Source organism: Mycoplasma struthionis, assembly GCF_003855455.1.
Taxonomy (GTDB): Bacteria; Bacillota_I; Bacilli_A; order Mycoplasmatales; family Metamycoplasmataceae; genus Metamycoplasma; species Metamycoplasma struthionis.
In genome coordinates this window covers 151382-172545 of record NZ_CP034044.1, presented here as the reverse complement: position 1 = coordinate 172545, position 21164 = coordinate 151382, and the positions used below count along the sequence as shown (strand labels likewise).

Below are 21164 nucleotides of genomic sequence, written 5' to 3'. Positions count from 1 at the left end.
AAAAATAATAGTTTTACTATTATCTTTAGATTTCTAATTCAATTCTTTTTATAGCTAATTCATAAAATTCTTTATCAAGTTCTGAACCTATGAATCTTTTTTTTAATTGTTTAGCAGCAATTGCAGTTGAACCAGCACCTAAAAAACAATCTAAAACTATGTCATTTTCATTTGTATACATACTTATAAGTTTTTTCATTAATTCAACGGGTTTTTGAGTAGGATGAAAATAATTTGTTTCTTTATTAACTACTAAAATGTTATTTAAAGTCTTAGAATATTCAAAAGCATCTAGTTTTATGCCTTTAGTTATATTTTTTTCTTCATCTCATTTTTTCTTTAGTTCTTTATATTCTAAAAAGTGTTCAAATTTTCTAATATCAAATTTTTCAATTAAATCATTATATAAACTTTCGCTTAATAAACCAAAATGTTTTGAAGTGAAACAAAAGAAAAATTCTAATTTTCTATGTTTCATTATTTCATGAATTTTTCTTCTCTTTAGATTTGTAAATTTAAAAAGTTGTTGAGCATATCAACGACAAAAATGTTCTTCTTTATTAATTTCTGTTTCATTTGCAATGTTGTTAAAAGTTCTTTTATTTTCTTTATTTTCGTTGTGAATAAACACCGCAATGTTTTCAGTATAAATTAAAGGCATTTTGTCAGCATGAAAACCTTGAGCTGCATTATTTTTTTGTCAAATTAGTTCATATTTAAAATCTTTTAAATTTGATAAAATCATTTCACTATAAGTAGGTTGTTGTCCAAATACAACTATTGTTTTACCTTTTTTTATAATTCTATTAAATTCTAAAACATTTGTTTTCAATCTATTTTAGTATCTCAAGATACTTTTTTCTTTTGCCCTGATAAAATCATTCCATTGATTTTTCCGTAAGGTGGATCAATGCAAATAAAGTCAACACTTTCATTTTCTATTTTTTTAAGACATTCTAAATAATCTTCGTTAAAAAAAGTTATTCCATCTTTATCATACATATAATAATTATTATAAATTAATATTTTTAATTTAGTTTTTAGATTCAAAAGTTTTTTAAGATAAAAACTAAAAAAACAATTAAAATAATATTAATAGAAAAGAGAAGTTAAAATGATTGATTTAAAATATATTCTAAATAATGAAAAGCAAGTAAAAGAAGCTTTACAAAAACGTAGTTTTGATTTAGCTGTAATTGATGAAATTATAGCTAAAGGTAAAAAAAGAAATGATTTAATTTATACCCTTTCACAAAAGCAAGCTAAAAGAAATGAAATTTCTGAAACAATAGGTATTAAAAAAAGAAATAAAGAAGATTGTGAAGAACTTTTTAAAGAAGTTGCTTTAGTAAAAGAAGAAATAGATAATATAGAAAAACAAACAAATGATTTAATTAATGAAGTTAATAAACTTTTATTATTAGTTCCTAATATGCCTTATGAAGATGTTCCATATGGAGTTGATGAAAATGATAATATAACTCTTAAAGAACACAATACATTAGGTAGAGGTTTAGTTGAAGTTAAAAAAGCTCATTATGAAATTGCAGCTGATTTAGATTTGGTTGATTTTGTTAGAGCTGTAAAACTAGCAAAAACAAGATTTGTATTATATAAAAATGACGGAGCAAAATTAGTTAGAGCATTAGCTAATTTTATGTTAGATACTCATATAGCAAATGGATATAAAGAAATTATGCCAGCTCACTTAGTTAATTCAGATATGCTTTATGGAACAGGGCAACTTCCAAAGTTTGCTGAAGATCTATTTAAAATTGAAAATGAAGATCTTTGATTAATTCCAACAGCTGAAGTTCCTGTTACAAACTATCATTATGATGAAATTTTAAACTTAGATAAACCAATTAAATATGTTGCTTATACAAAATGTTTTAGATCAGAAGCTGGAAGCGGTGGAAAAGACACAAGAGGTTTAATTAGACAACATGAGTTTCATAAAGTTGAATTAGTTAAGTTTGTTAAAGAAGAAGACGCTTTAAAAGAATGACAAAAAACAGTAGACGATGCTAAGAGTATTCTTGAACTTTTAGAAATTCCTTATCGTGAACTTTTATTATGTTCTGGAGATATGGGTTTTGGTTCAGCTAAAACTATAGATTTAGAATTATGACTTCCTTCTGAAAAAAGATATCGTGAAACTTCTTCTATTTCTATATATAAAGATTTTCAAGCAAGAAGAGCAAAAATCAGATATCGTGATGAAAATAATAAAATTAAATACGCATATACAATTAATGGTTCAGGTTTAGCTATTGATAGAGTTATGGCTGCTATTTTAGAAAACTATCAAAATGAAGATGGAAGTATTACTGTTCCTAAAGTTTTAGTTAAATATCTAAATAAAGAAAAAATACAATAAAAAACTCGTAACTATGAGTTTTTATTTTTTATATAATTAAAGAATGGAAAACAAAGAAAAGTTATCGTTTAGCTTACAAATTAAAAAAGAAATAATGGCTAAACAATTAAACAAAAAACAAATGCTTAATTTATTAAGCGGTATTTTTGATTCTTTTCAAAACGAAAATAATAAAATCAAAATTACTTTATTAAATAAAGAAATCTTTGATTTTATTTCTATTTTGCTTGATTTATTTAATTTAGAATATTCAAAAGTTAAAAAAAATGTCTTAGAAATAAATTTAGACAATTTTAAAAATGAAAATTTAAAAAAAGAAAGAGATTATTTTGGGGGTATCTTTTTAGTTAGCGGGTCAATTAATGATTTGAAGAGTTCTTCAAATCATTTAGAAATGAAATTTAGCTTAGAAAAAAATGCTAAAGCTGCAATTGAAATACTGTCTCATTATGGCTTTGATTTTAAATTATTAAAAAGATCTAATAGATATTTTATTTATATTAAAAAAATAGAACAAATATGTGATTTTTTAAAAGCAATTGAAACTATTGAAAGTTATTATTTACTAGAAGAAAGTAAGATAAGAAAAGATTATTATAATAACATTAATAGAATAACTAACTTTGATATGTATAATCAAAAAAGAATCGCAAATGCAAATGTGCTGTTTATTAATGCCTATCAATTTTTAGAAAAAAATTTAGCTTTATTAAAAAATGAATTTAGTAAAAACGAATTAGCTTTTTTTAAACTCAAAGCTAATAATTTAGATGCAAGTTTAGAAGAACTTAGCAGTATTTTAAAAACAAAAAATATTAATAAAAGTAGATCTTCATTAAACAATGCTTTAATTAAACTTAAAAAGGTTTATCAAAAATTTAATCACGAAAATTAAAGAAACTTTTAAGTGTTTCTTTAATTTTTTTATTTAATAAAAAAACACAACTTTAGAATGTTGTGTTTTTTAAAATAATTATACTGTGTATTTAAAAATTTTAAGGCTTGCAGTGTTGATGCTTGGGTCTGGTTCTCTATATGATCTAGCAACCTTTGGTTGATTTAGAATAATGCTTGATATTGTCAATCCATTATTCTCAATTTTTAACGTGATATAACCATCGACTGGTCTTTTTGCTCTAACTTGGTCATTTTCTAATCCTTGTATTGGAATATTGTATTCGCTATTCATATCGGTTGTAGTATTTAAAAATGTTACCAATCTTACTTCATAATATGTACCACTTACTAACCAAATAAGTTTTAGATCCATATAAACAAGATCACCATAGTTAATAGTAGAAGTAAATGGTGCCTTATGCCCTCTTAAAATCACGTTTCTCAAATTTTTATCACTAATACGGTTTGCGACAAATAAATCTGTTCTTTTGAAACTTTTTCCTGCCGGGCCCATTGGTCCAGCAGGTCCCACGTCTCCACGTTCACCTTTAGGTCCAGTATCGCCTTTAGGACCTTTTGGTCCAACAGCTCCAGCAGGACCCATAGGACCCACTGGTCCAGTGTCTCCTCTTTCACCTCTTGCACCAGCAGGACCGGCTGCACCATCTCTTCCTGCAGGCCCGGGAGCACCTGCAGGTCCTCTGTCTCCTTGTGGTCCTCTTGGCCCTTGAGGTCCTGTTGCTCCAGCCGGTCCTCTTTGTCCTTGGGCTCCATCTCTACCCGCAGGCCCTTGGGCACCAGGTGCTCCGGCCGGGCCTCTATCTCCTTTAGGTCCTTTTAATTTCTCTAAATCTTCTTTTGATAAATCATTTAAATTGAAGCTTGTGCTATCAGATAAATCAGAATTATTATTAGATACAGCAGGTGCATCAGCTGCTAACATTTCTCTTAATCTATGATTTTTTTCTTTTTCTAATCTTAGTTGCCTTTGGTTATTCTTATGTTCTTTTAAAGGCAATGCAACTAAAGCAGTTGTTATTGCTAAAGGTGCAACTGTCCCTACTGTTATTAGCAATTTTGATGTTTTTGTCATTTTCTCAATCCTTATTTTTTAATAATTTTTTAGTTTACAAAAAAAAAAAAAAATGGCTTTTTTCATTGCCGAAAGATTGAAAAAAGCAATTTTTATTCTTAAATTAAGGATTTTTTTAGTTTTTTATTTCTTTTGTTAAGTTATAACAAAAGCTTAAAGAAGCAAGGTGTGGACCATTTTTTAATAGTTCTATTAATTCAGCTTCTTTTAATCATTTATTATATGAAAGTTGTTCATAAAATGAACCATCAGTGCTTGGAATATTTTCTTTTAAATTAGTTACATCAAAAATATAACAATAAACAATTTCATTTAATTGTGTACTTGAAAAATATGAAGAAGATATTTTTAAATTATTTTTATTAACAATAAAACCACCTTCTTCAGCTACTTCTCTAATAGCAGTGTCTACTGTATCTTCATTTTCATGATCTAAACTTCCAGTTATAGGGCATGGAAATTGATCATTTCAATTTTGATTTTCTTTTATACCTATTAATATTTGATAGTGAATTAAAAACTCTTTTTCATTATTTTCATTAATTCTATAGCAAAGCGCAGCTATAGAATTTTTTCCTGCTCTTTGTGCATAAACTAAACCTTGTTCAGTTTTATGCAAAGTTATGTATTTTTTTGATGTCATAATATATCCTCACTTTTAAACCTTTAATATTTTAATCTTTTTTATTAATTTTTTTAATATTAGTAAAATAGATTTAAAAGTGTAATTATGATATAATAAAAATATTAAAAAACAATAAGGAGTGGAGATGTCAAAAATCTTAGTAATTAATGCAGGTTCAAGCTCAATTAAATGAACACTGTTTTCAGCTTCATTTGAAGTTGAAGCTAAAGGGTTAGCAGAAAGAATTAAAGTAGCTAATGGAAAAGGAAGATTAAATTTATATTATAAAGCTGAAAAATATTCAGTTGAATTAGAATTACCTTCTTTTTTAGAAACCGTTAAACAATTAGTAAACTTATGAAAAGAAAAAAATATTATTTCAGATTTTAAAGAAATAGACCAAGTAGCGTTTAGAGTTGTTAATGGTGGTGTTAAAATGCAAGACACTACAATTGTTACAGATGAAACAATTGAAAATCTAAGATCAGTTTTAGATTTAGCACCAGTTCATAACCCAGGTGCTTTAGAAGCGATTTTAGCATTTAGAGAAATGCTTCCACATGCTAAAATGTCAATGCATTTTGATACAGCTTTTCACAAAACATTACCAAAAGTAGCTTATACATATCCTATTAATTATGAAATAACTAAAGAATTAAACATTAGAAAATATGGTTTTCATGGTTTAAATCATCACTATGTAACTTTAAAAGCTGAAGAAATATTAAATAAAAAAGGAATTAATATAGTAAGTTTACATATTGGAAATGGTGCAAGTTTATGTGCTATTGAAAATAGTCAATCAATTGATACATCAATGGGCTTTACTCCATTAGCTGGAATTATGATGGGAACAAGATCAGGAGATATTGATCCTTCAATAATTGCTTATATAATGAAAAACAAAAACATGACTATTGAAGAAGTTATGAAAATGTTGAATGAAAAATCTGGATTATTAGGAGTTAGTTTACTATCTTCAGATATAAGAGATATTCATGAAGTTGTTAAAGAAAATGAACAAGCTAAATTTGCATTAGATTTATATATAAGAAGAATTGTTGATTATTTAATAACTTACATTAACCGTTTAGGTCATGTTGATGCTTTAGTTTTCACTGCTGGCGTTGGTGAAAACGATGACTATGTAAGAGCAGAAGTTTTAAAACAAATTAAATTACTAGATATTAAAATTGACGAAAAAGCAAACGCTAACCGTAACTTTGGAGATTATAAACAAATAAGCACTGATGACAGTGCAACTAAAGTTTTTGTTATTAGAGCAGAAGAAGAACTTTACATTGCCACTCAAGCAAAAGGTCTTAAATAAGACTTTTTGTTTTATATAATGAAAATTTAGAAAGGAGAAAAAGTGTTTAGAATATTTAAATATTTATCAGCAAAATTCAAGTGATTAACTGCTATTGCTGTTGTTTTTACAGTTTTACAAGTCGCTGCTTTTTTAGTTGTTCCAAACTTTATTGGTCAACTTGTTGGTTTAATTGTCGAAAAAACTCAACCAAATTATGCAGCATTTGCTAATACTCAAAGAGTAATAACAATTTTAAGAATAGATTTAGTATTTAAAAATGCTAATGATGCAATAATTAAAATTCTTATTTATTTTATAAGCTTTTTATTAATTGGAACAATAGCTGGTTTTATATCTTCATATTTTTCATCTTATATTTCAAATGCAGGAGCAAAAGATGTAAGAAACAGATTATGAAGACATTTAGGTACTTTATCTCAAAAAGACATAGATACTTTTACACATGCGAGAATAATTACATGCTTTACAATTGATATTTCAAGAATTCAAGTTGGTATTGCATCATTTATTAGAACTATGATAATAGGTCCTTCATATTTAGCATTAGGTTTAATATTTGGTTTATTAACCGACCTTAATTTATCATTAGTATTTTCTGTTATGATTCCATTATTATCAGCAACAATGATGATTTCAGGTATTATAATAGGACCTTTATTTAAAAAAGAACAAAAAGCATATGATGAAATAAATAATCAATCAAGAGAAAACGTTATGGGTTCTAAAGTTATAAAATCATATAACTTAGAAGAAATTCAATTAAAGAAATTTGACAATGCAAATAATAATTGACATAATGTTGCTAAAAAATCTTGATTCTCATTTAACTTAACATTTAACTTTATTAATTTAATAACTAATATATCTTCAATTTCTATTTTCTTTGTAGTTGGTTTAACTTCAAGAAATATAAATGACACAATATTATTTCAAAAAGCAATTTCAAATGGAACAACATTTACTAACTATGTAATGTTTATAACAATTGGTGTTGTCATGTCTTCATTTGTTGCCTTTACTATGGCTAGAGCTTATGTTTCAACTAAAAGAATTTCAGAAATTTTAGATAAAAAAGGTGATATTGAATTTATTAAATCAGATAAAAAAATTACAAATGGTGTTTTAGAATTTGATCATGTTACTTTTAGATATCATGAAAGTTCAGAAAGAAATGTTTTAGAAGACATTTCATTTACTTTAAAACCAGGACAAACTTTAGGAATTATAGGTCCAACAGGTTCAGGAAAATCAACAATTGCAAAATTAGCAAGCTTAGATTTTAAAACAAGTCATGGTTTTATAAAGATCGACGGAAATAACATAACTGAAATTGATACACTTTCATTAAGAAATGCTATTTCTCATGTTTATCAAAAACCTGCTTTATTAAGTGGAACAATTAAATCTAATTTATTATTAGCAAATCCAGAAGCTAGTGAGCAAGATATTATTGACGCAGCTAAAGCTTCATGTGCTTTTGAATATATTAATAGATTTAAAAACAAATTTGAACACAGACTAGAACAAAAAGCAAACAATCTATCAGGTGGTCAAAAACAAAGACTTTCAATTGCTCAAGGTTTAATTAGAAATCCAAAAATTTTAATTTTAGATGACTCGACTTCTGCTTTAGATGCTAAAACTGAAGCTTTAGTTAGACATAATATAAAAGAAAAATTTGCAAACTCACCTTTAGCAACTATTATAATTGCTCAAAAAATATCTTCAATTATTGATGCCGATAACATTTTGGTTTTAGAACATGGAAGAATTATTGGTCAAGGTACACATGAACAATTAATGAAGAGCAATAAATTATATAAAGAAATAGCCTTAAGTCAATTAGGAGGAGAAAATGAGTAACAATTATATAGACCCTCTTAAAACAGAAATTAAATATAAAAACATGTCTAAAGCCGAAAAAAAGGCTTATAGAAAAAAGAAAGACAAGTTAAAAAAGAAAGTTTTCATCAATTAATTAAATATTTAAATGCCAAAAAAGGAACTGTTTTTTGAATAATAGTAACAACATTCCTAGCTTCATTTTCATTAACCGCTGGGGTATTTGGTTTAGGATATTTTACAGACACATTTTTAACAAAAGACTTTTTAAACAATAATTTTGATATGTTAAAATTTGGGGGCTTTTTTGGTTTAATTATCTTTTTATACTTACTTCAATTACTATTTTCATATATTTCAACCCAACTAACAATTAAATCGGCTATGCTAACAGCCAAAATAATGCGGCTTGATGCATATAAAGCAATAATGAAAATGCCAATATCATTTTTTGATTCAATTAACAATGGTGAATTAATGTCTATATTATCAAATGATATTGAAAACATTACAAGTGGACTAAATGGAAGTTTAAACGCAATTATTTCATCAGTTGCTACAACATTAACTTCTTTAGCATTTATGCTTTATTATTCAAGTTATTTAACAATCATTACAATTTCATTTTTCTTTGGTTCATTAATAGTAGCTTACTTTTTAATGAAAAAAGCAACTCCACAATTTGCTAAAACACAAAAAAGAATTGCTACATTAAATGGTTTTATTGAAGAAAACCTGTCAGCTCACCATTTAATTAATTCATATCAAAGACAAGAAGTTATTAATAAAGAATTTGAAATTAAAAATCAAAAATTATTTAAATCATCATTTAAAGGTAATCTATATTCAGGTTTAATTTATCCTTACGGAAATGCAATTTCAAACATTTTACAACTATTAACAGTAGCATTTGCCTTTGTATTCGCATTTAATAATATTGGAACAGGTTCAGGTAAAAAATTCCAAGCTGGTATCATAATCTCATTTATTATTTATGTAAGAATTATGTCAAACCAAATTATTAGAACTTTTGAAAACATTAATGCAATGCAAATAGCATCAGTTTCAGCTTCAAGAGTTATTAGATTAATTAATTTAAAACCTGAAGTAAATGAAGATTTATTAAAAACAATAGATAGTGTTTCAGGAGAAGTTGAATTTAAAAACGTTGACTTTTCATATAATAAATCATCTGATACATTACAACTTAAAAATGCTAACTTTAAAGCAAACAAAGGTCAAGTATTTGCAATAGTAGGCCCTACTGGAGCAGGTAAAACTACAATCATTAATTTATTATCAAAATTCTATTTACCAAACAAAGGTCAAGTATTAATAGATAATCACTCATCTACTGAAATAAATGAAAAATCTTGAAGAAACCATATTTCAATAGTTTTACAAGATACATTTTTATTTAAAACAACTATTTTAGAAAACTTACGTTATGCAAATCCAAATGCGACTGATGAAGAAATTCAAAAAGCAGCAAGAATTTCAAGCGCTGATGATTTTATTCAACAACTACAAAATGGATATAATGAAATAGTTGAAGAAGGTGGTGAAAACTTCTCACAAGGTGAAAGACAATTGTTAGCTATTACAAGAGCAATAATAGCTAATAAAAACATTTTGATTTTAGATGAAGCAACTTCAAATGTTGATACTAGAACTGAAAAATTAATTCAAGCTGCTATGCTTGAATTAATGAAAGGCAAAACAAGTTTTGTTATAGCTCATAGACTTTCAACAATAGTTAATGCTGATCAAATCTTAGTTATTAAAGATGGTGAAATAATCGAACGTGGAACTCACGCCGAATTATTAAAATTAAATCAATTTTATGCAAAACTATATAACTCATCATTTGATGAAGATGCATAAGATATTCAAGAATATAAAAAATACTTAATTTTAGAGTAAAATAAATAATAATATGACTAATCCAAAAATAAGAAATTTTGCAATTATAGCCCATATTGATCACGGTAAGAGCACTTTAGCAGACCGTATTTTAGAATTCACAAATACTGTATCAGCTAGAGAAGCTAAAGCCCAAATTCTTGATTCAATGGAACTTGAACAAGAAAGAGGGATAACAATCAAATTAAATGCTGTTCAAATTAAATATAAAGATTATGTTTTTCATTTAATAGATACACCAGGACATGTCGATTTTACTTATGAAGTCAGTCGAAGTTTAGCAGCTTGTGAAGGTGCTTTATTATTAGTAGATGCAACTCAAGGAATTCAAGCTCAAACACTAGCAAATGTTTATTTAGCTATTGAAAACAATTTAGAGATAATTCCCATTATCAATAAAATCGATTTAATAAGTGCTGATGTTGAAAGAGTTAAACAAGAAATTGAAGATATTATTGGAATAGATGCTTCAAATAGTATTTGTATATCTGCAAAAACAGGTTTAAATATAGATCAAGTCATTGAAGCAATTATTTCAAGAATACCAGCTCCAAAAGAAGCTGATATAAATAAACCATTAGAAGCTTTGATATTTGATAGTTATTTTGATAATTATAGAGGAGTTGTAATTTACACTAGGCTTTTTAATGGTAAAGTAAGTGTCGGCGACGAAATATATTTTATGCAATCGCAAAAAAAATATTTAGTCACTGAACTAGGAATTAAAAATCCTTCTGAAACTAAAAAAGAATCATTAGAGGCTGGCGAAGTTGGTTGAATTGCAGCATCTATTAGAGATGTACATGATGTTCATGTTGGAGATACTATAACTTTAGCTAATAATAAAGTATCTCAACCACTTCCTGGATATAAAAAACTAAAACCAGTAGTTTATACAGGATTTTATCCAGTTGATACTAGAGATTATAATGATTTAAAAGATGCTTTAGAAAAAATTTCTCTTTCAGATTCTTCAATAGTTTGAGAACCAGAAACCTCAAAAGCACTAGGTTTTGGCTTTAGAATTGGTTTTCTTGGTTTACTTCACATGGACATATTACAAGAAAGATTAGAAAGAGAATTTAAATTAGACATTATTGCAACTGCACCTTCTGTAGAATTCGTTGTTACTTTAACAAATAATGAGTCAATGTCTATTACAAACCCATCTTTATTTCCTGATAGAACTTTAATTAAAAAAATAGAAGAACCTTATATCAAGGCTAATATTATGTTAGTTGAAGAATATTTAGGTTCAATTATGGAACTATGTCAAAATAAAAGAGGAAAATATATAGACATTGAATATCTAGATAAAACAAGAAGAAAATTAGTTTATGAACTTCCATTAAATGAAATAATTTTTGACTTTTTTGATTTAATGAAAAGTTATTCAAGAGGTTATGCTTCATTTGATTATGAATATATTGGCTTAAGAGAAAGTGATTTAGTAAAAGTCGATATTATGCTAAATGGTGAAAAAATTGATGCTCTAGCTATGATAGTTCACAGAGACTCAGCTTATTCAAAAAGTCGTGAGTTAACTGAGAAATTAAAAGAAGTTGTTCCAAGACAAAACTTTGAAATTCCAGTTCAAGCCGCAATTGGTGGTAAAATTATAGCAAGAGAAACAATTAAGGCATATAGAAAAGATGTTACTGCTAAACTTTATGGAGGAGATGTTACAAGACGTCAAAAACTTCTAAATAAACAAAAAGCAGGTAAGAAAAGAATGAAACAAATAGGAACAGTTGAAGTTCCACAAGAAGCATTTTTAGCTATTTTAAAAACCGATACATCTAAAAAAGGAGATAAATAATGAGTTTGAGACCTGATATGAATAATCAAAACCCGAATAATCCAAATTTTAGAAATCCAAACATTCCAACAGCTACATATACAAATCACGTTTATGAAAATGAAGTAAAAAATAAACAATTAACCTCTAAAATAACTTCAGATCCACAAGGTATTATTCCTAACAGCATTTATAAAGTTTTCTCTCATGAAATGAGAAATAAAACAACAATGATTTTAATTGCATTCTTGGTTGCTTTATCAGCAGGAATTGTAATTGCTTTATTAGCTTTAAGACCATATCTATTTTCTTCAGAAATTAAAAAAGCACCTTGAGGATGATATGTTATTCCTGTAATATTTTTATTAATATCATCAGTATACTTTGTTTCTCAAAGCTTAGAACTTTCTGGTATTAAAAAGAGTGTTTCGATGTATCGAGACAATCTAAGAATGGGTTCTTCTGTAACACCTCCATTTATAACTCTTTTATATCGTAAATTAGTTTTACGTCAAGTATATTACACTTGATTAGTTATTGGATTTTTATTTTATGTAGGTATCTTTACTTTAGTTTTATGAGCTTTAAAAGATAGAACATTTGGTAAATTAGATTTTAAAAAATGAATTCATGAAACTTTTAAAGATCCAAATTTAATTATTTATATTCTATGTGGAATAATGGCTGGGGTTTTAGTAATATTTATTATTAATGCTATATTTAGAAAGAAAAGAATTATTGATATCCAATCATTCTTTGGCGATGCTATTATGAATTACTCAGAAGTAGCTGAAAAAAGATCAGAAGCTAATAGAAGATGTGTTAAATATTTCTTTTTATCAATTTTATTAATTTTAGTTATTCCAATTATTGTTTATATTATTTTAAGAAAAACCGTTTTAAGAGGAGGAAAATAATGCCAACTTATGCAATAGTATTATTAGTAATATTACCTATTGTTACTTTAATTATTGGTGGTGTTTTAGGAATTTACATTGCTCAAAAGAAATTCAAAAAACAACTAAAAGAAAACCCACCTATTTCTGAAAAAATGATTAGAGTAATGTTTCAACAAATGGGACGTAAAGCTTCAGAAGCACAAATTAGATCAGTCATGAAGTCAATGAAAAATGCTAAATAATAATTTAAACCAGATTAATTCTGGTTTTTATTTTATAAAAAAACAGCTATGAATTCACTTCATAGCTGAAACTAAAAAATAGTTTACACATAAAATTATTAATGTTAAAAAGTAATAGACTGTAAAAATGTATAGAGGAATTTTTAATTACTATTTTCAACATTTTCAAAAGGTAAAACATTAATGATACCTTTTGCTTTATAAGTTTGATTATCAATGATAATATCTGCTTCAATAGGATATGTACCATAATCTGAAGCCAAAACAAAACTATTATTTACTAATGTTAGTTTATCAGGAAGCTTATATCTAACAATAGCATTATCTAAATTTAAATATTTAGCTTGCAAAGTTAAAGGAATTAAATAATTATTTAACTCTTCATTTTTTAAATAATGTTTAGTTGAGCTAATAATAACTGCTTTAGGCAACATAGAATCATTTAAAGTTACAATTCTATTTAAAGTAACATTAGTATCTAAAGCTTTTTCATTTTTTTGATGTTTAACTCTTATTTCAAGAGTATGTTGTGTATTTTGTAAACCTCAAGCTTCAAAACCTAATAAATCATTATTTCTAATTGATCAACTATTTTGTCAATAATCAATTAAATATAAATCAATAGTTTTAACTAATTTATTATCTAAATAAATATCAGCTATACCAGATGATTTATCTCTTTTAAAAAATACACTAACATTTGTTCCTGTAAATGAATATGAAAATTTTTCATTTTCATTTTTTAATGTTATAGCTCTATCAGTTTTAATTTGATTACCTGTTTTTATAATAGAAGCACTATCAGCATAAGTTTCAGTGATAAAGCTATTATCTCTATTTAAAACAATTAATCTATCTATACTGTTTTCACCTGGTTCTGTTGTAACAATTTTTAAAGTGTGCTTTTTGTTTGAATCTAATAAATCACTGCTAAAAGCTATTAATCTAGGAGTTCTACTTGCGCTTTGGCTAAAATCTATTTGACTAACTTTATTATCATCAATATAAACATCAGCTTTACCACCATTTACACTTTTAACTACTTGAACTAATATTTGGTTACCTGAAAAACTATAAGTTAATGAATTATTTAATTTTGCTAAATTATAACTGTGGTTATATCATGATCCAGAATCATTATTATTTCAAGAACCTCCATCTAAAACTATTTCGTTTTGCATAGAAGCTTTTTTAATATCTATATATTTAACTGAACTATTATCTAAGGTTATTTCTTTTCCTTGATATGCCCCTATAACTGAAGAATTTTCATTTCCAAAAATGTCATAGTTATATTCTTCTTTTTTATTTAAGATATTTAAATTTTCTTTATTTTTAAAAATAGCAGAATATCAGCTAGGGTAAATTGATATTAAGTTGTCATTTAAAGCAATATTATCAACTTTAATATTGTTTAATGTTAGATCTTTAGCTTTATTTGGTAAAGCATTAGCATAAAAAACATTATTTACAAAGCTTGAATTAGCACCTGCTTCATAAACTTAATTAGGATTTAAATTGTTATCTTTATTTATATATTTAAATATGTTATTTTTATATAATACTTCATTACCATGGAATATCATTTTTCCATTCATTTCTTGAATAAAAGTATTATTATATACTTTTGCATTTTTTATATATGTATTAGTTAATGGATGTTCTCCTATAGCAATAATTTGAGCTTTATTTGGACTAAAAGCTAAAGTATTATTAATTAAAATATTGCCTCTTATAATGTGGTTTTTATTATATGAAGCATCACGAATGTGAAGCATAATACCACCACCATAATTATTTATTATCAAATTGTTTTCAATTAAACCATCTTTAGTCATGTCATCTAAATTGAAGCCCATACCGTCTTTATCATTGATTCCATTTCTAACAATATTGTTAATAAACATCATATGATCTGCTCTATCGGCTCATATACCTACTCCATAGCCTGAGCTATGAGATTGAAATGTATCGACTACATTTCCATCTACAATAACACCTGTAGTATATAATGGTATAATACCAGCTCTAGTTGCATTAATTATTTTATTATTTCTAATAACGACATTTCTATGTCTATATGCTATATTATCTAATTCACCTTTTATATTTGTTGTAGTAATACCATTTGCTTCGACATTTTCTATATCGTTATTTTCAATTAATACATCTTCAAAAATAGTTATTTTTTTATCTGGGTCTAGTTCTTGAACTAAAACACCTTTTTTGTTTTTCTTTTCTTTTTCTCTTGCTGTATATGTAACTAAATTAATACCACCAGTTCTGTGTGTTGTTCTTGCACCAAAAAAATTAGCTCCATTTTTTATTAAATTACCATCTTTATCTACTGCTTTAACAGTATATATATCATCTTGAGTTCCTCAACCATTTACGTGGTTTATAGTATTATTTCTAATTACTATTCCTTTTATTACACCTTTATTATAACCTTCAACTCTAATAGCTGATCTATCACCTTGATTAGTAGCGGGATTTGTTAAATAAAGATTTTCTATTGTTATATAGTCTTGATTATATAAATAAACTGCTGCACCTATATTGTTTTCTTTAAAATCAGTCATAGGTCCTTTTATATCTTTATTAGCATTTAAAAATTTTCTTCCTTCAGCATCTATTATTGGTTTATTTCCTGAGCCATACATTGAAATAGTAATTGGATTTTCTTGACTTCCACTTCCTTTAGGTCATAAAACACCTTTAAAAACACTATTTGCTTTTAATAAAACCTTGTCTCCTGGATTTAGTTTAATTTTATTAATTTGATCTAAATTATTAAAAGGTGTTTTTTCAGATAAGCCGTCACCATTACCTTGATAATTTGAATCCAAATAATAAGTTTTAAATTCAGCTGCTATGGCTTTATTATCTTTTATTAAAGCCATAGCTTCTATTAAATTAACAGTTGTATTATATATATTTTCAGGCTCATTATTTTCTAAAGAAGTTTTTAATAAACTAAAATCTTCATTTAATTTATTAAGTTGATTTTTATTTATATTATTACTTTCAGCTTCTAATTTTCTAATTAAAGCTTTTCAATCTGCTTTTTTTGCTTTTTTAATTACTATTGCTTTAAGTTTATTATTATATTCAGTTTTATATTCTTCACTTACTTCTTTATTTAATAGTTTATTTACTAAATCTGCGTTTAAATTTTTTAAATCTTCTAAATCAAAATAAGACATTAAAGTTTTAAAACTGTTATATATTTCTAGTGATTTAGTAGCAAAATCACTAGAAAACGCAGTTAATTTATTTTCATATTCTATTTTTTAAGTGTCGATATTTAAAAAACATTTTTGTAACTCTAAAAATATATCATTATTTTCTATTTGTTTAATTACTAAAGAATTAAACAAAGACTTATACTTATTTAATTCATTTAAAAAATCTTCTTTTCAATTTATTTCAAAATCACTTAAATTATATTTTTGTAATTTATCTTCAATATTATTTAAAAGATTAATTTTGTAATTAAAATAATCTTTTAAATCTATTTTTATATTTATTTGTAAAGAATTAATTAAAGAAGTTAGTTTATCTTCTTTATTTTTTTTATCTAAATTTTCTTTTTTTAGATCTTCAATGTCTTTAATATTTTGTAAAACTTGTTCACTTTTATTAAAGTTGTTTAATAAAAGTGAATTGTAATGTTGTTCTAATAGTTTGGCTTTATTTTCTAATTTTAAAACATCATTAGCTTCATTTTGTTTACATGCCACCATAATTAATGGGCTAACAAAAACTGGCGTTTGTGCTAATAAAATATAGACTAATTTTTTTGTATTACTTTTCATAAGCATCCTTTTTTATGCCTTAAATTATAAATAAAATAATTTTTTTGTTTTATTTAGAATGTTAATTTAAATACTTTTAAGTTTTTTAATTGCAATTATGATTTATTTATAAAAAATTAAGGAGAAAAAATGACAATTGATAATGAAAAGAAAATTTCAATTTTTAACAAATTTATAAAGTATAAAAAAAATCACGGTAACATTTCTGAAATAACACTAACCCATTATAAAATTTGCTTTTATAAGCATTTAGTAAAATTAGATTGAGAAAGCAAACTTACTTTAGCTGATTTTAATAATGAGAATTTAAAAAAATCAACTATTAATTTATTAATTACATTAATTAAAAATATTAATAATTGATATACTAAAACATATAAAAAACAACTTTTAAATTTAACTGAATTAGAAAGACATAAATCAATAGTATATAAAAAAAAGCCAGCTTATTATGGTGAAATATTAGATAGGTTAAATAAAAATATCGAAGAATTTAAAAATAAAGAATTTAAATTCTTATGACATATACTTTTAAAAAATGGTTGCAGGCTTTCTGAATTTACATCAGTAGATTGACAAACCGTTTTTAATAGGCATTTTAAAATATTTAAAATAGAAACTAAAAAGAATAATAATGATCGGTTTTTATCAATACCAGAAGAAGTTTTAAAATTAACTAATAGCAATTTGGATATAAAAAAATTGCAAAATAGAATATGAATCAAAAGCAATTTTGTTAAATTTAAAAAATTTGTGTTTGAAAAAAACGAAGATATAGCAAAATTAAATTTGCAAATTTGTGCTCACTCTTTAAGAACCACTTTTATAACATATGCTCATAAAAGTGGAAAAACAGTAGCACAAATTGCGCAAATTACGGGACATAAAAATCTTAATACTATTCAAAATCATTATATAAATGTAGATGAAGAATATCAAAAAGATTTACTTTTATCGCTGCAAAAAACCAGCTTTAAAAATAAAATTAGTTATCCAAAAAAAGAATATCAACTTAAAACAGCTAAAATTTTTTTCGAGCTTGAAATGCTCGAAAATATGATTAATTTGTATGAAATTAAGTTGTTTAAAGCTAAAAAAGTAAATAAAGAAATAAAAGATGAATTAGATAATATAAAAGAATTTATAAATCAAATTATTAAAAATAAAGCTTAAAGTATAAATAATATATATAAAACTAATATATAATATATATTTTTTAAATTTATATTAAATAATTAATTATTAAATATTAGGAGTATATATGAAAATTAAAAAACAATTTCTTTTATTAGCATTAGGAATGATTCCTATAGCAACTATATCATGCCAGCATATTCATGTTAAAGCTGAAAGAGGTTTACAAGGCTTTCAAGGAGAAAAAGGTGAAAGAGGAGAACCTGGTCAAAAAGGTGAGAGAGGCGAAAACGGAAAAGATGGCAAAGGATTTGAAAAAATTTGATTGCTAAATTCTTCATTAGAAGCCTCAGATTATCTTGTGAGGCGTGCCTTTGTAAAATCAGGTAAAATATTATTTTCAAATAATCAAAAGTATCTTGAAGGAGATTTAATAACTTTATTTTTAGATCTTAAAGCTAGTTTAGACAATAAAGAATATTCAATTAATTTAAAGACTTTATTAGATACTAGAAATATAGAAGAAAAAGGTAAGGTTGTAGAATGTTATACAAGCGCAATGGTTGTAAACAAAGATTTAAAAACAAAAGCTATTATTCCAGCTTTTATAACTTATCGTTTATGAGATGATGGTATAACAGTTTTTAATATTCAAGTTCAAGAAAATGAAAAGTTTATAAATCTTAAAAATAATGAATCTCTAACAGGAAGAATAACCTTAATAAAATATTCAAAAGAAAATTAGTTTTTATTGCTTTAGATTTTTATATCTAAAGCAATTTTTTATTTATTAAATTAAAAAGGAGAAAGATGAAAAAATCATTAAAAATTATGCTAGGTTTAGCTAGTGTTTCACCGTTAGTAGCAGCTCCTTTATTCGCTCTTTCATGTGAACAAGGACCTAAAGGTGAAAAAGGTGATAGAGGACCTGCTGGACCTCAAGGTCAACCTGGAGCCAAAGGTGAAAAAGGAGATAAGGGAGAAACCGGGGCTACCGGACCTGCTGGAGCTGTAGGACCTCAAGGACCTAGAGGTGAAAAAGGGGAACCTGGTAAAGATGCTTCTTCAGTAAGTGGGCCAGCTACTACATTAGAAAGAACCGTATTATTAAATCAAGATTTTGGCGATACTCAAGAAGAAAGTCCTAAAAAAGCGCTAAAAAAAGCTTTAGTTGATAGAACTGCAATACCTTTTACTAATGGAGAAATTAAAAAAGGTGATATTGTTAAATTAAGATTAACATTAAGCAATAGATGATCTGGAGCTACATTTACAGCATTCTATTTAGGTGAACTTGACACTGATGGTTTATTTGATGATCAAGGAAACGCGGTAGAGGATGGAATAGATGGTCAAGTTTATACCTTATTAGTAAAAAATGGGTTAAATGGTACAGCACCTAAAAACAATTTTCAAACAAGAATAGCATATAAATTGAAAAAATCTTCTATCCAATTTACTGTTTTAGCAGCTTCATTCGACGAAGTATCAGGCGGTTATAGCGATACAAATACAACATCATTTAATCAAAAAATAAATTCATCAGGTGCACCATTTGTTGGTAAAATAACAATAACAAAAATCTCAACAACAGACGCGACTCCTAAAGCAGCAGAACCTGCTCCAGCAGTTGAAGAAGCTGCTCACGCAAGCAATGAATCAACTAGATAATTTCTAAATAGCGATTACATTTTGTAATTGCTATTTTTTATTTTGTCTTTAAATTAAAAAGGAGAAAGATGAAAAAATCATTAAAAATTATGCTAGGTTTAGCTAGTGTTTCACCATTAGTAGCTGCTCCTTTATTCGCACTTTCATGTGAACAAGGACCTAAAGGTGAAAAAGGTGACAGAGGACCTACTGGACCTCAAGGTCAACCCGGAGCCAAAGGTGAAAAAGGAGACAAGGGAGATAAAGGTGAAACTGGTGATAGAGGACCTGCTGGACCTCAAGGAGAAAGAGGCCCTGAAGGACCAGCTGGTAAACCAGGGGTTGCAACAAATGCTGAAACAGCTACTAGTTTAGAAAGAACTGTGCTATTTGATAGAGACTTTGAAGACTCTGCAGAAGAACCTACCAAAAAAGAAGAAAAAGCTTTATATGATATTCTAATTCATGACGGCAAAGATGGATCTACAAAAATCCCTTTTTCAGAACAAATTAAAAAAGGGGATATTGTTAGAATAAAATTTAGTTTTTCAAATAATTGAGGAAGTAATAAATTATATACAGACTATGTTGGAGAAATTAACACAGATAACTTATTTTCAACTACACCTACATGACCTTTAGAAGATGGAGGAATGAGGGGACAAATACTTACAGATTTTATAAAAGACGGTGTAACAAATAATAGTACAAAAACTATTTATAAAATTAGAATTGCTTATCTTTTATTTAATGATGGTATTAAAATTTTACAAATAAAAGGTGGTTTTAATCCAAAAGGAAACACATTCCCAGCTATAGATAACTTTGATACAGATATAAGTACAGGTTCTAGCTTTAAAGGGCATTTACAACTTTCAAAAATTTCTATTAAAGATAAAGAAGGAATAAATTTACCATTGTTAGTTAAAGCTCCAGCAGCATAAATTAAAAAGTTGGGATTTCCCAACTTTTATTTACTATCTTGTTGTTTCAGCTTTATTTGTTTTATTTGTGGTGTGTATAGAAGTTAAAGTTAGTCTTCCTGTTAAACCTTTTCCTACATTAAATTGTGTGTCAAAATTTTCTGCCTTTTTTGGAGCCCCGTCACCAGAAGTGGTAAAACCACCTCTAATTTCATTGAAAATAATTTTATCTGCTTTTAAAGTATATTTTATTCTTGCAACAAATATTTCATCAGGTTTTGTTGCATCTCCCTCTACAAGGACTCTTCCAAAAACAACTCCATTAATGCCGTCTGCATTAACCTCATCGTTATTGTATAATCCTTCAGTGTCAAGATTTCCTAAATAAAATAATTTGAAAACTTTTCTAACACGATTAATTGTTCATGCATTGTCCATTTCTAATCTTAATGTTACAATATCTTCTTTTTGAATTGAATTATTTAAAGAAATTTCTTGAGGTGTTGTAATTTTTGTTCATAAATCATTTTCTGGTGTAGAAGTTGTAACTTCATCTGCATCTTTTTTAATAGCTAAATTAAGTAAAACTGTTTTTTCCAATGAAGTG

Annotated in this window: 21 protein-coding genes; 13 read left to right on the top strand and 8 right to left on the bottom strand. The window is 26.2% G+C overall.

Translation table 4 applies throughout. From position 1 onward, the window contains the following. Positions 1-25: 25 nt before the first annotated feature. Both EGN60_RS00630 and EGN60_RS00625 read right to left on the bottom strand, forming a co-directional pair. Positions 26-832: a site-specific DNA-methyltransferase gene (locus EGN60_RS00630; protein WP_211324456.1), complete on the bottom strand. Its 807-nt coding sequence runs from the start codon at positions 830-832 to the stop codon at positions 26-28. Then, positions 814-1002, bottom strand: coding sequence for a class I SAM-dependent methyltransferase (locus tag EGN60_RS00625; protein WP_124724177.1), 189 nt, complete (start codon positions 1000-1002; stop codon positions 814-816). The genes EGN60_RS00630 and EGN60_RS00625 overlap by 19 nt, the downstream gene beginning before the upstream one ends. Positions 1003-1114: 112 nt before the next feature. Between EGN60_RS00625 and serS the strand changes: the two genes are divergently transcribed. Both serS and whiA read left to right on the top strand, forming a co-directional pair. Beyond that, a complete protein-coding gene (gene serS, locus EGN60_RS00620; protein ID WP_124724176.1) occupies positions 1115-2380 on the top strand; it encodes a serine--tRNA ligase in 1266 nt (421 codons plus the stop codon). 43 nt (positions 2381-2423) lie between these two features. Beyond that, entirely contained in the window at positions 2424-3275 is an 852-nt protein-coding gene (whiA, locus tag EGN60_RS00615) for a DNA-binding protein WhiA (RefSeq protein WP_124724175.1), read from the top strand. A gap of 78 nt (positions 3276-3353) precedes the next feature. Here the strand turns inward: whiA and EGN60_RS00610 are convergent, their stop codons facing one another. Next, a complete protein-coding gene (locus tag EGN60_RS00610; protein ID WP_124724174.1) occupies positions 3354-4370 on the bottom strand; it encodes a collagen-like domain-containing protein in 1017 nt (338 codons plus the stop codon). A gap of 115 nt (positions 4371-4485) precedes the next feature. After that, positions 4486-5013, bottom strand: a complete 528-nt coding sequence (locus EGN60_RS00605) for an NUDIX domain-containing protein (protein ID WP_124724173.1) — start codon at positions 5011-5013, stop codon at positions 4486-4488. Between the two features lie 127 nt (positions 5014-5140). On the opposite strand from EGN60_RS00605, the gene EGN60_RS00600 reads away from it, so the two are divergent. Genes EGN60_RS00600 through EGN60_RS00575 form a run of 7 tightly spaced genes read left to right on the top strand, consistent with a single transcriptional unit; the run spans position 5141 to position 13032 of the window. Continuing rightward, the gene (locus EGN60_RS00600; RefSeq protein ID WP_124724172.1) at positions 5141-6325 is read left to right on the top strand and encodes an acetate/propionate family kinase; all 1185 of its coding nucleotides are present in this window, start codon (positions 5141-5143) and stop codon (positions 6323-6325) included. A 42-nt stretch (positions 6326-6367) separates the two neighbouring features. After that, positions 6368-8191, top strand: a complete 1824-nt coding sequence (locus tag EGN60_RS00595; RefSeq protein ID WP_124724171.1) for an ABC transporter ATP-binding protein — start codon at positions 6368-6370, stop codon at positions 8189-8191. After that, entirely contained in the window at positions 8184-8306 is a 123-nt protein-coding gene (locus EGN60_RS03610) for a hypothetical protein (protein WP_281272061.1), read from the top strand. Before EGN60_RS00595 ends, EGN60_RS03610 begins: the two co-directional genes overlap by 8 nt. Next, complete coding sequence (locus tag EGN60_RS00590) at positions 8303-10054, top strand: ABC transporter ATP-binding protein (RefSeq protein ID WP_334198911.1); 1752 nt, start codon at positions 8303-8305, stop codon at positions 10052-10054. The genes EGN60_RS03610 and EGN60_RS00590 overlap by 4 nt, the downstream gene beginning before the upstream one ends. A gap of 52 nt (positions 10055-10106) precedes the next feature. Next, positions 10107-11912: a translation elongation factor 4 gene (lepA, locus tag EGN60_RS00585; RefSeq protein ID WP_124724170.1), complete on the top strand. Its 1806-nt coding sequence runs from the start codon at positions 10107-10109 to the stop codon at positions 11910-11912. Then, positions 11912-12808, top strand: a complete 897-nt coding sequence (locus EGN60_RS00580) for an MSC_0882 family membrane protein (protein WP_124724169.1) — start codon at positions 11912-11914, stop codon at positions 12806-12808. The genes lepA and EGN60_RS00580 overlap by 1 nt, the downstream gene beginning before the upstream one ends. Beyond that, on the top strand, positions 12808-13032 hold the full coding sequence (locus EGN60_RS00575; protein ID WP_124724168.1) for a YneF family protein: 225 nt from the start codon (positions 12808-12810) through the stop codon (positions 13030-13032). Before EGN60_RS00580 ends, EGN60_RS00575 begins: the two co-directional genes overlap by 1 nt. Before the next feature lie 143 nt (positions 13033-13175). Here the strand turns inward: EGN60_RS00575 and EGN60_RS00570 are convergent, their stop codons facing one another. The 3 genes from EGN60_RS00570 to EGN60_RS00560 all read right to left on the bottom strand — a co-directional run bounded on the left by EGN60_RS00570 (position 13176) and on the right by EGN60_RS00560 (position 16850). Then, positions 13176-14213 (bottom strand): hypothetical protein, encoded by a 1038-nt coding sequence (locus tag EGN60_RS00570; protein WP_124724167.1) that lies wholly within the window; start codon positions 14211-14213, stop codon positions 13176-13178. Between the two features lie 321 nt (positions 14214-14534). Beyond that, the gene (locus EGN60_RS00565; protein ID WP_124724166.1) at positions 14535-16238 is read right to left on the bottom strand and encodes a right-handed parallel beta-helix repeat-containing protein; all 1704 of its coding nucleotides are present in this window, start codon (positions 16236-16238) and stop codon (positions 14535-14537) included. 87 nt (positions 16239-16325) lie between these two features. Beyond that, positions 16326-16850, bottom strand: coding sequence for a hypothetical protein (locus tag EGN60_RS00560; protein ID WP_124724165.1), 525 nt, complete (start codon positions 16848-16850; stop codon positions 16326-16328). A 129-nt stretch (positions 16851-16979) separates the two neighbouring features. Between EGN60_RS00560 and EGN60_RS00555 the strand changes: the two genes are divergently transcribed. The 4 genes from EGN60_RS00555 to EGN60_RS00540 all read left to right on the top strand — a co-directional run bounded on the left by EGN60_RS00555 (position 16980) and on the right by EGN60_RS00540 (position 20578). Beyond that, a complete protein-coding gene (locus tag EGN60_RS00555; protein ID WP_124724164.1) occupies positions 16980-18023 on the top strand; it encodes a tyrosine-type recombinase/integrase in 1044 nt (347 codons plus the stop codon). A gap of 88 nt (positions 18024-18111) precedes the next feature. After that, positions 18112-18729, top strand: a complete 618-nt coding sequence (locus EGN60_RS00550; protein ID WP_124724163.1) for a collagen-like triple helix repeat-containing protein — start codon at positions 18112-18114, stop codon at positions 18727-18729. Positions 18730-18794: 65 nt separating this feature from the next. Continuing rightward, positions 18795-19655, top strand: coding sequence for a collagen-like triple helix repeat-containing protein (locus EGN60_RS03605; protein WP_124724162.1), 861 nt, complete (start codon positions 18795-18797; stop codon positions 19653-19655). A 68-nt stretch (positions 19656-19723) separates the two neighbouring features. Continuing rightward, entirely contained in the window at positions 19724-20578 is an 855-nt protein-coding gene (locus EGN60_RS00540; RefSeq protein ID WP_124724161.1) for a collagen-like triple helix repeat-containing protein, read from the top strand. Positions 20579-20611: 33 nt separating this feature from the next. Here EGN60_RS00540 and EGN60_RS00535 read toward each other — a convergent pair whose 3' ends face one another. Continuing rightward, complete coding sequence (locus EGN60_RS00535; protein WP_124724160.1) at positions 20612-21157, bottom strand: hypothetical protein; 546 nt, start codon at positions 21155-21157, stop codon at positions 20612-20614. Positions 21158-21164: the final 7 nt, after the last annotated feature.